The sequence below is a fragment of the Kitasatospora sp. NPDC041988 genome, from assembly GCF_055588525.1.
This window is the reverse complement of sequence record NZ_JBVJCO010000045.1, coordinates 44,594-59,041: the sequence shown is the minus strand read 5'-3', so window position 1 is coordinate 59,041 and position 14,448 is coordinate 44,594. Positions and strand designations below refer to the sequence as shown.

The 14,448-nt window shown below is 72.3% G+C and carries 12 protein-coding genes; 11 read left to right on the top strand and 1 reads right to left on the bottom strand.

The features are described 5' to 3' along the window. The first annotated feature begins 123 nt into the window (after window positions 1–123). From nsdA to ACZ6NC_RS33125, 6 genes are all read left to right on the top strand, one after another. Window positions 124–1,578: a transcriptional repressor NsdA gene (gene nsdA / locus ACZ6NC_RS33150; protein WP_465737559.1), complete on the top strand. Its 1,455-nt coding sequence runs from the start codon at window positions 124–126 to the stop codon at window positions 1,576–1,578. A 361-nt stretch (window positions 1,579–1,939) separates the two neighbouring features. Next, window positions 1,940–3,298 (top strand): ammonium transporter, encoded by a 1,359-nt coding sequence (locus ACZ6NC_RS33145; protein ID WP_465737558.1) that lies wholly within the window; start codon window positions 1,940–1,942, stop codon window positions 3,296–3,298. Further along, entirely contained in the window at window positions 3,298–3,636 is a 339-nt protein-coding gene (locus ACZ6NC_RS33140) for a P-II family nitrogen regulator (RefSeq protein ID WP_148642777.1), read from the top strand. Before ACZ6NC_RS33145 ends, ACZ6NC_RS33140 begins: the two co-directional genes overlap by 1 nt. 132 nt (window positions 3,637–3,768) lie before the next feature. Further along, window positions 3,769–6,264, top strand: coding sequence for a [protein-PII] uridylyltransferase (locus ACZ6NC_RS33135; protein ID WP_465737557.1), 2,496 nt, complete (start codon window positions 3,769–3,771; stop codon window positions 6,262–6,264). A gap of 133 nt (window positions 6,265–6,397) precedes the next feature. Continuing rightward, a complete protein-coding gene (gene ffh / locus ACZ6NC_RS33130; protein WP_465737576.1) occupies window positions 6,398–7,963 on the top strand; it encodes a signal recognition particle protein in 1,566 nt (521 codons plus the stop codon). A 70-nt stretch (window positions 7,964–8,033) separates the two neighbouring features. Next, on the top strand, window positions 8,034–8,576 hold the full coding sequence (locus tag ACZ6NC_RS33125) for a GNAT family N-acetyltransferase (RefSeq protein WP_465737556.1): 543 nt from the start codon (window positions 8,034–8,036) through the stop codon (window positions 8,574–8,576). A gap of 318 nt (window positions 8,577–8,894) precedes the next feature. On the opposite strand, the gene ACZ6NC_RS33120 is transcribed toward ACZ6NC_RS33125, so the two are convergent. Next, complete coding sequence (locus ACZ6NC_RS33120; RefSeq protein WP_465737555.1) at window positions 8,895–9,719, bottom strand: class I SAM-dependent methyltransferase; 825 nt, start codon at window positions 9,717–9,719, stop codon at window positions 8,895–8,897. A 278-nt stretch (window positions 9,720–9,997) separates the two neighbouring features. On the opposite strand from ACZ6NC_RS33120, the gene proS reads away from it, so the two are divergent. The 5 genes from proS (at window position 9,998) to rimM (ending at window position 14,439) form a co-directional block, all read left to right on the top strand. Continuing rightward, a complete protein-coding gene (gene proS, locus ACZ6NC_RS33115; RefSeq protein ID WP_465737554.1) occupies window positions 9,998–11,410 on the top strand; it encodes a proline--tRNA ligase in 1,413 nt (470 codons plus the stop codon). Window positions 11,411–11,976: 566 nt separating this feature from the next. Then, complete coding sequence (locus ACZ6NC_RS33110; protein ID WP_380327407.1) at window positions 11,977–12,555, top strand: hypothetical protein; 579 nt, start codon at window positions 11,977–11,979, stop codon at window positions 12,553–12,555. A 490-nt stretch (window positions 12,556–13,045) separates the two neighbouring features. Beyond that, window positions 13,046–13,474: a 30S ribosomal protein S16 gene (gene rpsP, locus ACZ6NC_RS33105; protein WP_396325485.1), complete on the top strand. Its 429-nt coding sequence runs from the start codon at window positions 13,046–13,048 to the stop codon at window positions 13,472–13,474. Window positions 13,475–13,476: 2 nt separating this feature from the next. After that, window positions 13,477–13,716: an RNA-binding protein gene (locus tag ACZ6NC_RS33100; RefSeq protein WP_030306741.1), complete on the top strand. Its 240-nt coding sequence runs from the start codon at window positions 13,477–13,479 to the stop codon at window positions 13,714–13,716. Window positions 13,717–13,878: 162 nt separating this feature from the next. After that, window positions 13,879–14,439: a ribosome maturation factor RimM gene (rimM, locus tag ACZ6NC_RS33095; RefSeq protein WP_465737553.1), complete on the top strand. Its 561-nt coding sequence runs from the start codon at window positions 13,879–13,881 to the stop codon at window positions 14,437–14,439. Window positions 14,440–14,448 lie beyond the last annotated feature (9 nt).

The window sequence follows — 14,448 nt, the reverse complement described above, 5'->3', positions numbered from 1 at the left end:
ACACCAGTACGACCAACGGTTCGGCAGAACTCAGGTACGGCACGTCTGGCAAGAGCCCGCAACCGTCGGGCGGTCACGATCGGGGGCCCCGAAGCAGGGGCCGGGCGGGATGGGGACGTTCCCATGGCAGAGAAGCAACCCAACGAGAAGCTGACCACGTGGTTCGCCCGCAGCGGCTGGTCCAAGGGCGAGTTGGCACGTCAGGTCAACCGCCGGGCCCGCCAGATCGGCGCCCACCACGTCTCCACCGACACCTCCCGGGTGCGCCGCTGGCTCGACGGCGAGCAGCCCCGCGAGCCGATCCCCAAGATCATGTCGGAGCTGTTCTCCGAGCGCTTCGGCTCCGTGGTCTCCATCGAGGACCTCGGGCTGCGGGCCGCCATCCCGGTCTCCACCGTGGGCGGCGGCGTCGACCTGCCGTGGAGCGCGCCGCAGACCGTCCAGCTGATCAGCGACTACTCGCGCAGCGACCTGATGCTCAACCGGCGCGGCTTCCTCGGCACTTCCCTGGCCATGACGGCCGGCGCCGCGCTCATCGAGCCGATGCAGCGCTGGCTCGCCCCCGGCCCGACGGGCATGCCCACCCCGATCCTCACCGCGGCCAACGGCGGAGAGCCGTTCACCGGCCGGCTCTCCGAGCCCGAGCTGGAACTGCTCGAGCAGACCACCGTGATGTTCCGCCAGTGGGACGCCCAGAACGGCGGCGGGCTGCGCCGCAAGGCCGTCGTCGGCCAGCTCCACGAGGTGACCGACCTGCTCCAGGAGACGTACCCCGAGCAGACCACCCGGCGGCTGTTCCGGCTCACCGCCGAGCTGGCCCACCTGGCCGGCTGGATGTCGTACGACGTCGGCATGCACCCGAGCGCGCAGAAGTACTACGTGCTGGCGCTGCACGCGGCCAAGGAGGCCGGCGACCGCCCGTTCGGTGCACTGATCCTCACCGACATGAGCCGGCAGATGATCCACCTCAACCGCGGCGAGGACGCCCTGGAGCTGATCCACCTGGCCCAGTACGGCAGCCGCGACACGGCCACCCCGCGCCAGCAGTCGCTGCTGTACGCGATGGAGGCGCGCGCGTACGCCACCATCGGCGAGGTGAACCGCTGCGCCCGGGCGGTCCGGCTGGCCGAGGACACCTTCACCGACATCCGCGAGGGCGACGGCGACCCGGACTGGCTGAAGTTCTTCTCGCCGGCCGAGCTGAACGCCGAGAACGCGCACTCCTTCCGTGACCTCGCCTACCACTCCGACCGGGCCGAGCTGTACGCCTCGATGTCCGCCCCGGTGATGGAGCGCGCGGTCGACCTCTTCCGCCAGGACGGCGACCACGTCCGCTCGTACGCCTTCAACCTGATCGGCATGGCCAGCGTCCACCTGCTGCAGAACGAGCCGGAGCAGGCCGTGGAGTACGCCGAGCAGGCGGTGGAGATCGCCGGCAAGGTCCGTTCGGAGCGGCTGAACTCGCGGGTGCGCAAGACCACGGAGGCCGCCTCCGTCCGGTTCAAGGGTGTGGACGCGGTGAGCCGGCTCAAGGAGCGGGTGGTCCAGGACATCCCGGAGTACGTCTCGGTGGTCTGACCCGCCTGTCCCTCGTCCGCCTGCCGCTAGTCCGCCCGTCCGCCTGCCCGTCCGTCCGCCGGGTCGGGCCTGCGCCGGGCGCCCGAGGACCCCGCCGACCGTGACGGCCGCCGCCGCCACGGTCGGTGGCCGTTACCGCACTCCTCGTGTCGCGCGGCGGCACGGTAACCCATTCGGCGGCGCGGCACGGCCGTGGTTCACGCAGGCGTAACCCCTGCGTCGCCGTCGTCACGGTCGCGAAACAACGGGCCGCATCGGCCGAAACCAGCCTTCGGCACTCTCCTTCTCATCGCCGACACCCCGGGTGGCACGGGACAGGTAACCCGGGTGTGGAGCGGCTTCCATTCATGAGGAGACGCCGATGCCGGACGGCTTCAGCGCGGGCGATACCGCCTTCGTGCTCATTTGTGCGGCCCTGGTCATGGTGATGACCCCGGGCCTGGCCTTCTTCTACGGAGGCATGGTCAGGGCCAAGAGCACACTCAACATGCTGGCGATGAGCTTCCTCTCGCTCGGCATCGTCAGCGTGCTCTGGGTCCTCTACGGGTACTCGCTCAGCTTCGGGCCCGACGCGGGAGCCGGCCTGATCGGCAACCTGGACTTCCTCGGGATGCGCGGGATCGAGCTGAACGACCTGACCGGAACGATTCCGGTCACCGCGTTCTCCGCCTTCCAGCTGATGTTCGCGATCATCACCCCGGCGCTGATCAGCGGCGCGGTCGCGGACCGCGCCAAGTTCACCGCCTGGGGCCTGTTCATCGCGCTCTGGGTGACCGTCGTGTACTTCCCGGTCGCGCACTGGGTCTTCTTCTTCGACGGCGGCAACGGCGGCTGGCTCGGCGACCGCAACGGCGTGATCGACTTCGCCGGCGGCACCGCCGTGCACATCAACGCCGGCGTCGCGGGCCTGGCGCTCTGCCTGGTGCTGGGCAAGCGGGTCGGCTTCCGCAAGGACCCGATGCGCCCGCACAGCCTGCCGCTGGTCATGCTCGGCTCCGGCCTGCTCTGGTTCGGCTGGTTCGGCTTCAACGCGGGCTCGGCGCTGGCTGCCAACGGCGTCGCCGCGATGGCCCTGGTCAACACCCAGGTCGCCACGGGGGCCGCGCTGGTCGGCTGGCTGGTCTACGAGAAGCTGCGGCACGGCGCGTTCACCACGCTGGGCGCCGCCTCCGGCGCGGTGGCCGGCCTGGTCGCCATCACCCCGGCCTGCGGCTCGGTCAGCCCGCTCGGCGCGGTCGCGATCGGCCTGATCGCCGGTGCCGTCTGCGCCGCCGCGATCAGCCTCAAGTACCGCTTCGGCTTCGACGACTCGCTCGACGTGGTCGGCGTGCACGCGGTCGGTGGCGCCATCGGCTCGCTGCTGGTCGGCCTCTTCGCCACCGGCACCGTCGGCCAGACCGCCAAGGGCCTCTTCTACGGCGGCGGCCTGGAGCAGCTCGGCAAGCAGGCGATGGGCGTGGCCGTGGTCGGCGCGTACTCCTTCGTCCTCTCCTGGCTGCTGGCCAAGGCGATCGACAAGACGGTCGGCTTCCGGGTCGCCGAGGAGGTCGAGGTCGCCGGAATCGACCAGGCCGAGCACGCCGAGTCCGCGTACGACTTCAGCGCGCTGGGCTCCGGGCTCGCCCGGACCACCCCGGCCCCGGCCGCGGCCGTGGTCGCCGCCCCCGCCGCTGCGAAGACCACCGACAAGAGCACCGAGAAGACCGAGGTCGACGCCTGATGAAGCTCATCACCGCGGTCATCAAGCCGCACCGCCTGGACGACGTGAAGGCCGCCCTGCAGGCCTTCGGGGTGCACGGTCTGACCGTGACCGAGGCCAGCGGCTACGGCCGCCAGCGCGGCCACACCGAGGTCTACCGGGGCGCGGAGTACACCGTGGACCTGGTGCCCAAGGTCAGAATCGAGGTCCTGGTCGAGGACGACGACGCCGAGCAGCTGATCGACGTCCTGGTCAAGGCGGCCCGGACCGGCAAGATCGGGGACGGCAAGGTCTGGAGCATCCCGGTCGAAACCGCCGTCCGGGTCCGGACCGGCGAGCGCGGCCCCGACGCCCTCTAGACCGGGCAAGCCCTAGCATTCAGCTCGTTCAGCTTGATCACGCAGGCGGACCTGCGACCGGCCCCCGGTCGCAGGTCCGCTGACGGCGTATCGGCGCCGTTGGCTCAACCGCACGACGGACGGGGACTTCGCATGGCCACCGAAACCGACGACCCCTGCGACTACGGTGCCGCCCGCGCCCGGCTGCTGGGCGAACCCGGCCCCGCCGGCAGCGCCCGCCGCGCCGCACTGGCCGCGCTCACCGACGACTGGCTGGCCGGTCTGCTCACAGCGGCCGGCTCCCCGCCCGGCGTCGCCCTCGTCGCCGTCGGCGGCTACGGGCGCGGGGAACTCTCCCCGCGCAGCGACCTCGACGTCCTGCTGCTGCACGACGGCCCGCTCGACCCCGCGCTGCCCGAACGGATCTGGTACCCGGTCTGGGACACCGGCACCGCCCTCGACCACTCGGTACGCACCCCCGCCGAGGCCCGCGCGGTCGCCGCCGCCGACCTCAAGGCACAGCTCGGTCTGCTGGACGCCCGGCACATCGCCGGCGACCCGGCGCTCACCGCCGGGCTGCGCTCCGCCGTCCTCGCCGACTGGCGCGCCGCCGCCCCCGCCCGCCTGCCCGAGCTGCGCGAACTCGGCCGAGAGCGGGCCGAGCGGCACGGCGAGCTCTCCTTCCTGCTGGAGCCGGACCTCAAGGAGGCCCGCGGCGGCCTGCGCGACGTCGTCGCGCTCAACGCGATCGCCGCCACCTGGCTGGCCGACGCCCCGCGGGACGGCCTGGACGCCGCCGCGCTGCGGCTGGCCGACGTCCGGGACGCGCTGCACCTGGCCACCGGCCGGGCCACCGAGCGGCTCAGCCTCCAGGACCAGGACCAGGTCGCCGAGCGGCTCGGCGTGCTGGACGCCGACACCCTGCTGCGCCAGGTCTACGAGGCCGCCCGCACCGTCGCCTACGCGAGCGACGTCACCTGGCGGGCGGTGGACCGGGTGCTGGCCGCCCGCTCCGGCCGGGGCCGGCGAACCTCCCGGCTCTCCTTCCCGTTCACCGGCTCCGGGCGCGGCGCGGGTGCGGTGGCCCGGGGCGCCGTCGAGCGCCGTCCGCTCGCCGAGGGCGTGGTCGAGCAGGACGGCGAGGCGGTGCTCGCCCAGGGCGCCCGCCCGGCCGCCGACCCGGTGCTGCCGCTGCGCGCCGCGGCCGCCGCCGCGCAGAACGGTCTGACCATCTCCTACGCGACCGTGCGCCGGCTGGCCGCCGAATGCCGTCCGCTGCCGGTGCCCTGGCCGGACGAGGCCCGCGAGCAGCTGGTCACGCTCCTCGGCGCGGGCGAGGCCTGTCTGCCGGTCTGGGAGGCTCTGGAGGCCGAAGGACTGATCACCCGGCTGCTGCCGGACTGGGAGCGGGTCCGCTGCCGTCCGCAGCGCAACGCGGTGCACCGCTGGACGGTGGACCGCCACCTGGTGGAGACGGCGGTGCGGGCCGCCGCGATGACCCGCCGGGTGGCCCGGCCGGACCTCCTGCTGGTCGCCGCGCTGCTGCACGACATCGGCAAGGGCTGGCCCGGCGACCACAGCGAGGCGGGCGAGGTGATCGTCCGCGATGTGGCGGTCCGGATGGGCTTCGACCGGGAGTCGGTCGAGACCTTGGCGATGCTGGTCCGCCACCACCTGACCCTGGTGGACACCGCGACCCGGCGGGACCCGGACGACCCGGCGACCGTGGAGGCGATCACCAAGGTGGTCGCCACCCTGCAGCAGCTGGAGCTGCTGCACGCGCTGACCGAGGCCGACGCGACCGCGACCGGCCCTGCCGCGTGGAGCCGCTGGCGGGCCTCGCTGGTGGACGGGCTGGCCGCCCGGGCCGCCGCCCAGCTGGCCGGTGCGTACCCCGCCCCGGGGGAGGGCGCGCCGACCGCCGAGCAGGAGCGGCTCGCGGTGGAGGCCGCCCGGACGGGCGGTCCGGCGCTCTCGCTGCTGGCCCAGGCCGAGGTGGCGGCCCGGGCGGAGACGACCGGCGGGGCCGGGGTGACGGGCGGGCCGGGTACGGGCGGGTCGGGCACGGGCGAGCCGGGCGCCGAGCCGATGGGCGTCCGGCTGACCCTCGCCGTACCGGACCAGCCAGGACTGCTCGGCACCGTCGCCGGGGTGCTGGCGCTGCACCGGCTGACCGTCCGCTCGGCCGGCCTGCGCGAGCTGGACCCGATCGGCGCCGGCCCGGTGCTGCTGCTCTCCTGGACGGTGGCCGCCGAGTTCGGGGAGCTGCCGGAGGCGGCCCGGCTCCGGGCCGACCTGCGCCGGGCGTTGGACGGTTCGCTGGACGTCTCGCGCCGGCTCGCCGAGCGCGACGCGGCCGCCCCGCGCCGGCGCGGCATCCCGACCCCGCCGCCGCTGGTCGCGGTGGCGCCCGCGGTGGCCTCGGCCACCGCGACGGTGCTGGAGGTGCGCGCCCACGACGCCCCCGGCCTGCTGCACCGGATCGGCCGGGCGCTGGACGGCGCCGGCGTCCGGGTCCGGACCGCGCACGTCTCCACGCTCGGTGCCGATGCCGTCGACTCCTTCTACCTCACCGACGACGCGGGGCGGCCGCTCACCGCCCAGCGGGCCGGGGAGGTGGCGGCCGCGGTCCGGGCGGCGCTGGGCTGAACCCTGCCCCAGGGCACGTCAGGCACCCTCCGGGGCAGGTCGTCCCGGGGGTGGAGACCGTTCCCAGGGCGGCCGGATACCCTTGGGAGCGACGACCGTACCGATACCGATGCCGCAGAGGACCCGCGACGACGTGTTCGACACCCTTTCCGATCGCCTCGCAGCGACGTTCAAGAACCTCCGGGGCAAGGGCCGCCTCAGCGAGGCGGACATCGACGCCACCGCCCGCGAGATCCGCATCGCGCTGCTGGAGGCGGACGTCGCGCTGCCGGTCGTGCGGGCCTTCATCAAGCAGGTCAAGGAGCGGGCGCTCGGCGTCGAGGTCTCCGGCGCGCTGAACCCGGCGCAGCAGATCATCAAGATCGTCAACGAGGAGCTCATCGCGATCCTCGGCGGCGAGACCCGCCGGGTGAGGTTCGCCAAGAGCGGCCCGACGGTGATCATGCTCGCCGGTCTCCAGGGCGCCGGTAAGACCACCCTGGCGGGCAAGCTCGGCCACTGGCTGAAGAAGCAGAAGCACACCCCGCTGCTGGTCGCCTGCGACCTCCAGCGCCCCAACGCCGTCAACCAGCTCCAGGTCGTCGCCGACCGCGCGGGCGTGGCCTTCTACGGCCCGCAGCCCGGCAACGGCGTCGGCGACCCGGTGCAGGTCGCCCGCGACTCGATCGAGTACGCGAAGCAGAAGCAGTACGACGTCGTGGTCGTCGACACCGCCGGCCGCCTCGGCATCGACGCCGAGCTGATGCAGCAGGCCGCCGACATCCGGGCCGCGGTCAACCCGGACGAGGTCCTGTTCGTCGTCGACGCGATGATCGGCCAGGACGCGGTCACCACCGCCCAGGCCTTCCTCGACGGCGTCGACTTCACCGGTGTGGTGCTCTCCAAGCTCGACGGCGACGCCCGCGGTGGTGCCGCGCTGTCGGTCGCGCACGTCACCGGCCGGCAGATCATGTTCGCCTCCAACGGCGAGAAGGTCGACGACTTCGACGCCTTCCACCCGGACCGGATGGCCTCGCGCATCCTCGGCATGGGCGACATGCTCTCGCTGATCGAGAAGGCCGAGCAGACCTTCTCGCAGGCGGAGGCCGAGAAGATCGCCTCCAAGCTGCAGGGCGGCGGCAAGGACTTCACGCTCGACGACTTCCTGGCCCAGCTGGAGCAGGTCCGGAAGATGGGCTCGATCTCCAAGCTGCTGGGCATGCTGCCGGGGATGGGCCAGATCCGCGAGCAGATCAACAACATCGACGACAAGGACGTCGACCGCGTCGGCGCCATCATCAAGTCGATGACGCCGGCCGAGCGGACCGACCCGAAGCTCATCAACGGCTCGCGCCGCGCTCGTATCGCCAAGGGCTCCGGCGTCCAGGTCGGCGAGGTCAACAACCTGGTCGAGCGGTTCTTCGAGGCCCGCAAGATGATGTCGGCGATGGCCTCCGGCAAGGGCATCCCCGGCATGCCGGGGATCCCGGGCATGGGCGGCGGCTCGAAGAAGTCCTCGAAGAAGGCGCCGACGGCCAAGGGCAAGCGCAAGAGCGGCAACCCGCTGAAGCGCGCGCAGGAGGAGGCCGCGGCCGCCGAGCGCCGCGCGCTCGGCGCGGGCGGCGGCCAGGACCCGGCCCAGGGCGGCGCGTTCGGTCTCGGCGCGGGCAAGGGCCCGGCCGACTTCGAGCTGCCGAAGGAGTTCAAGGACCTGCTGTAGGGCCCGGTAGGCCTCCCTGTCGCGGGTGAACGGCCCGCCGCCCGGTTCCTCCGCGCGGCGGGCCGTTCGCATGTCCGATGATGAGGGGGTGAGAGTGACGATCAGGGCCCCGCGGGCCGAGGACGAGGTTGCGTACGCGGAGGCGGTCCGACGGTCCGCCGATCACATCGGACGGTGGAACCCGGTCGAGCCGGACGGGCTGCCGGACCTCCTGGAGCGCCAGGGTGCCGGGCTGCGCACCTTCCTGATACTCGACCAGGAGACCGGCGGGTTCGTCGGCAAGGTCAACGTGGCCAACATCGTGATGGGGCGGTTCTGCAACGCCGCGCTCGGCTACGACTCGTACGTGCCGTTCGCCGGCACCGGCCGGATGACCGAGGGCATGCGGCTGGTGCTGGACCGCTGCTTCGCCCCGCAGGTGGACGGCGGCCTGGGGCTGCACCGGCTGGAGATCAACGTGCAGCCGGACAACGGGCGTTCGATCGGGCTGGCCAAGCGGCTGGGCTTCCGGCACGAGGGGTTCACACCGCGGATGCTGTTCCTGCAGGGCGCCTGGCGGGATCACGAGCGGTTCGCGCTCACCGCCGAGGAGTGGCCGGGGCTGGAGCGGTAGCGCGGCCGGGCGGCAGGTCCTGGCCGGGGCTCGGCGCGGCCCTGGCCGGGGTCTGGTCGCGGCCCTGGCCGGGGCTCGGTGTGGTCCTGGCCGGGGGCGCGGGGTACGGCGTTGCGGGTGGATCACCCTTCTCTCCTCCGAGTGCTACGACGAGGCGATCCGGCTGCTGACCGAGCAGCGCGCCCGGCTGGACGCGCCGGCTGCGGCACCGCTGGCCGAGACGCTGGACGAGGAGGAGGCCTACCGGGCGGCGGGGGTGCCGCAGAAGGCGCTCGACCAGGCCCGAGGCCGTTCGGGGGACCGGCGTGGCCGGGCCGGTCAGCGGGGCTGTTCGGCGACCAGGTAGCGGAACACGTTCTCCATCCGGACCGAGCCGTCCGGGCGCAGGTACGGGTGCAGCACCTCCGCCAGCTCCTTCGCCACCAGTGGCAGCCCCGAGAACTCCGCCGCCGCGTCGTACAGGCCGGTGGAGAGCAGCCCGCGGACCGCGCTGTCCAGGTCCGGGTAGGCGAACGGGCAGCTCACCCGGCCGCTCCCGGCCGGGCGCAGGCCGGCCGGTGCCAGCAGATCCTCCAGGGCGCCGGGCGTACTCAGCCCGAACGGGTCACGCGCCGTGGTGCGCCCCGCCATCCGACGGGCCACGTCCAGCACGGCCGCGCTCTCGCAACGCTCCGGCGGGCCCCAGGCGGCCAGCACCACGTGACCGCCGCGGAGCGTCAGCCGGGCCGCCTCGGCCACCTCGCGCTGCGGATCGGCGGCGCCCGGCAACTGCTCGAAAACCGTGACCAGCGAATGGGCCGAGCGGGGGACGGCCGCCGCCGTCCGGGCGCTCGCGCCGACCTGGAGCCGGCGGCCCCGGGCCAACTCGCGCAGCTCGTCCTCCGGCTCCAGACCGGCGACCTGCGCACCCCGCCCGGCCGCCAGCAGCAGGGCCAGGCCCGACCGGCAGCCCAGACCCAGCACGCTGGTCGCCGGGCCGACCTCCAGGCGGTCGTAGACCGCCTCGTAGAGCGGCACCAGCATGCGTTCCTGAATCTCTGCCCAGTCGCGCGCCCGCGCGGGCCACGCTGCCGCGGGCAGCGGGTCGTGCGATCGTGCGCCCGCGGGTCGTACGGTTGTGCCGGTCGTTCGAGCTGAAGCCATCGCGGCCTCCCATCCGGTCCTTCGGTGTGCTGCTACGGCTCCCCCAAAGTCCCGCCCCACTCCAGCGAACAGCGGCTCGGGCGTGGCGTCCAGAGGGGTGCAGGGTGGTGCGCGCGTGTTGCGGTCGTGCGCCCCCCGGCAGCAGCCGCGTTACCGGTCCCGTCACCGGGCCGGTTGCCGGTCCCGTCACCGGGCCGGTTGCCGGGCCCGTCACCGGCCGGTTGCCGGGCCGGCCACCGATTCGAAGTCGGGGCTCTGATCCCCGTACGATTCGCCCCATGGCAAAGGCACCCGTTCTCACCCCCCAGGCGGACGACTTCCCGCGTTGGTATCAGGACCTCATCAACAAGGCCGAGCTGGCCGACAACGGTCCGGTGCGCGGCACCATGGTCATCCGACCGTACGGCTACGGCCTGTGGGAGCGGATGCAGCAGGAGATGGACGCCCGCATCAAGAAGGCCGGCGCGCAGAACGCCTACTTCCCGATGTTCATCCCGCAGTCCTACCTGACCAAGGAAGCCGAGCACGTCGAGGGCTTCGCCCCCGAGCTCGCGGTGGTCACCCACGGCGGCGGCAAGCAGCTCGATGAGCCGGTCGTCGTCCGGCCCACCTCCGAGACGATCATCAACGAGTACTTCTCCAAGTGGGTTCAGAGCCACCGCGACCTGCCCCTGCTGATCAACCAGTGGGCCAACGTGGTCCGCTGGGAGCTGCGCCCGCGCGTCTTCCTGCGTACCACCGAGTTCCTCTGGCAGGAGGGCCACACCGCCCACGCCACCTACGAGGACGCCCGCGACTACGCGTCGATGATCCACACCCAGGTCTACGGCGACTTCATGACCAACGTGCTCGGCATCGACGTCGTGCTCGGCCGCAAGACCGCCAAGGAGCGCTTCGCCGGCGCCATCAACACCCTCACGCTCGAAGGCATGATGGGCGACGGCAAGGCGCTGCAGATGGGCACCAGCCACGAGCTGGGCCAGAACTTCGCCAAGGCGTTCAACACCACCTACCAGCTCCAGGGCGCCGAGCGCGAGTACGTCTGGCAGACCTCCTGGGGCGTCTCGACCCGTATGGTCGGCGGCCTGATCATGTCCCACGGTGACGACAACGGCCTGCGGGTGCCCCCGCGGCTGGCCGCCGTCCAGGCCGTCGTCCTCGCCATCAAGGGCGACGACGCGGTGATCGCCAAGGTCCGCGAGATCGGCGCCACGCTGGAGGCCGCCGGCATCCGGGTGGTCGTCGACGACCGCACCGACACCCCGTTCGGCCGCCGCGCGGTCGACTGGGAGCTCAAGGGCGTGCCGCTGCGCATCGAGGTCGGCCCGCGCGACCTGGAGAACGGCACCGCGATGCTGGCCCGCCGCATCCCCGGCGGCAAGGAGCCCGTCTCGATCGATGCCCTGGCGTCGCTGGTGCCGGGCGTGCTGGAGGAGGACCAGGCGCTGCTGCTGCGCCAGTCGCGCGAGCGCCGCGAGGCCCGCACCGTCGACGTGAGCAACCTCGACGAGGCCGTCGAGGCCGCCGCCACCGGCTGGGGCCGCATCTCCTGGGCCGAGCTGGGCCCGGAGGGCGAGGCCAAGCTGGCCGAGCAGGGCGTCTCGGTGCGTTGCCTCGTGGCCGCCGACGGCTCGGTGCCGGCGACGGACGACCAGGACGGCAACATCGCGATCGTCGCGCGCGCCTACTGAGCAGTTCGGTAGCGGGTGGTTCGGTAGCGGGTGGTGCGGCGGCAGCGGTTCGGCGGAGGCCGTGCGGCAGCGTCCGTTCGGGGGAAGCGGTTCGGTACTGGACGGTTTGGTTTCGGTACTGAGCGGTTCGGGGTGTTCCGTCGCGTTTTCGAGGCATCCGGGTTGTCGGAAACCGACATGTACTGATGAGTACTGACGGGCGCCGACAACCGCCGCCGGGAATTCCGGCGGTAACCGCACAGGCGTTGTCCGACCTCTCGACATAGCTACTGACCGGTCAACTCCCGGTATTAACGGAATAGCGGTACGGTGTACGGCCCGTGGCCCTGTCAACTCGACAGGATCATGGGCCGTACGTACGTCCGGGGGTCGACAGCCCGTTCCCCGAGGCGGAAAAGGACGAGGCCCGCCGAGCTGCGACGGGCCCAAACGTGCAGGGGGTTGGTCTTGCGTCAGATCCGAAACGCGCAATTTGCGCGCGCTCGTACATTCCTGAGAGTTTCCTGGGAATTCCCGGGGAGCGGGAACGCGCGGAACATCGGCTCGCACTCCATCGTTGGTCTAGCGTGAGCACGACACAGCCCCTCGTTCTCGCGGCCGAACTGGCCGCCGCCTGGAGCGACATCCAGGCCTTCCATCAGGACCTCCCCGACCTCGCCTCGCCCGAGGCGCTGATCGGCGAGTCCTCCTCGGCCTGTGGCACGCGGCTCGGTTTCGAGCGGCTCCTCCACGAGGCTGCCCACGGTCTGGCCGCGGCCCGGGACATCCGGGACACCTCGCGCGCCGGCCGCTACCACAACCGACGCTTCCTGCTCCTCGCCTCGGAGCTGGGTCTGGCGCACCCGGTCGAACCGCACGCGAGCAGCGGCTTCTCCCAGGTGACGATGCTCAAGGAGACGCGCGAACGGTACGCGGAGACCATCGAGCGCCTGGACCGCGCCCTCGGCGCGCACCAGGAGGCGGTGACCGGCGACGGTGCGTCGCGCGCCTTCCGCGGCCCGGCCGCCCGGCACGGCTCCTCCGGGGGCGGCGTCCGGGTCAAGGCGGTCTGCGGCTGCGGGCGCAACGTCCGGGTCGTTCCGTCGGTGCTCGCGCAGGCGTCCATCGTCTGCGGTGCCTGCCAGCAGCCGTTCAAGATCGCGTAGTCGGCGGCCAGGAGAAACGGCCGGCAGCTGTGCGGGCAGTTGGTCCGGCCGGAGCGAATCCGTGCGACGCCGATCGGCACTCGGCCGATCAGTGGTGGTGAGTTGGGCTGACCGGGAGCGGGGGCTCCCGGTCGACCTGTCCCTCCCGGCCCCGCGCCCCGACTCTCCCGGCCCCTGCCCTCTGTCCGTCCCTGGCTTCGTCTCCCCGGGTTTTCCTGCTTTCCTGCCACTCCGGGCCGCCCGCCCCGAGCCGCCGAGGTCCGTGTCAGTCCACGTTGAGCCGTGTCGGGCCGTGTCGGGTCGTGTCGGTCCACCGGAGGCCGGTCAAGGCGGTTCGCGCCGGTATGGCAGAATGGACAGCTGAGTACTCGGCAGCCGAGACAGGACCCCTCTCTCCTACGGCTGGCGTGTCCCTTGAACGGCCCACCCCCGCAACCCCACGCGAGGGCCAGGCTGCTCACCCACGTCAACACCAGGAGAATCCACTCCCGTGGCAGTCAAGATCAAGCTCAAGCGTCTCGGCAAGATTCGCTCCCCGCACTACCGCATCGTCGTCGCCGACGCCCGCACCAAGCGTGACGGTCGCGCGATCGAGGAGATCGGCATCTACCAGCCGACCTACAACCCCTCGAAGATCGAGGTCGACAGCGACCGCGCCCAGTACTGGCTGTCCGTCGGCGCCCAGCCGACCGAGCCGGTGCTCGCCATCCTGAAGCTGACCGGCGACTGGCAGAAGTTCAAGGGCCTGCCGGCCCCGGCGCCGCTGCTGGTCGCCGAGCCCAAGGTCGAGGACTTCTCGCACCTGTTCGCGAAGGCCGTCGCCGGCTTCGAGGACGCCACCACCGGTGTCGCCATCACCCCGAAGGCCAAGAAGTCGGACAAGGCCGAGGCTGAGGCCGACGCCGCCGCCGAGGCCTGATCGTGATCGAGGACGCCCTCGACCACCTGGTGAAGGGCATCGTCGAGCACCCCGACGAGGTGCAGGTGCGTTCGCGCAACCTGCGTCGGGGTAACACCATCGAGGTGCGAGTGCACCCCGATGACCTCGGCAAGGTGATCGGCCGGGGCGGCCGCACGGCGCGCGCACTGCGCACCGTCGTCGGCGCCCTCGGCGGTCGCAACGTCCGTGTCGACCTGGTCGACGTGGACAGCATTCGCTGACGCTGCTGCTCGTTCAGCCGTCAGGGCTTGAGGCCGGTCGGGACGCATGTCGTCCCGGCCGGCCTTCGCCGTTTCTCTCCCAGCTCTTTCATAGCTCTGCTCTTTTCATTGCTCTGCCTTCCCCAGGCCCTTCCCTAGCACCCATCCAGGAGAACGATCACCGTGCAGCTCGTCGTCGGCAAGATCGGCCGCGCCCACGGCATCAGGGGGGACGTCAGCGTCGAGGTCCGCACCGACGAGCCGGAACTCCGGCTCGGCCCCGGTGCTGTCGTGCTCACCGACCCCGCGTCGGCCGGACCGCTGACCGTCGAGTCCGGCAAGGTGCACAGCGGCCGGCTGCTGCTGCGCTTCGCCGGCGTCAAGGACCGCAACGCCGCCGAGGCGCTGCGCGGCACCATCCTGATCGCCGAGGTCGACCCGGACGAGAGCCCGGACGACCCGGAGGAGTACTACGACCACCAGCTGATCGGCCTGGACGTGGTGCTGCTGGACGGGACCCCGGTCGGCGAGCTGACCGAGGTCGTCCACCTGCCCTACCAGGACCTGCTCACGGTGGAGAAGCCCGACGGCACGGAGGTGCTGGTGCCGTTCGTCACCCGCATCGTGCCGACCATCGACCTGGAGAACCAGCGGGTGGTGATCGACCCGCCGCCGGGGCTGATCGACCCGGAGCAGGCCGACGTCGTGCAGGCTTCGGCGGAGGAGCCGGAGGAGTCGGAGTGACCGCCGAGG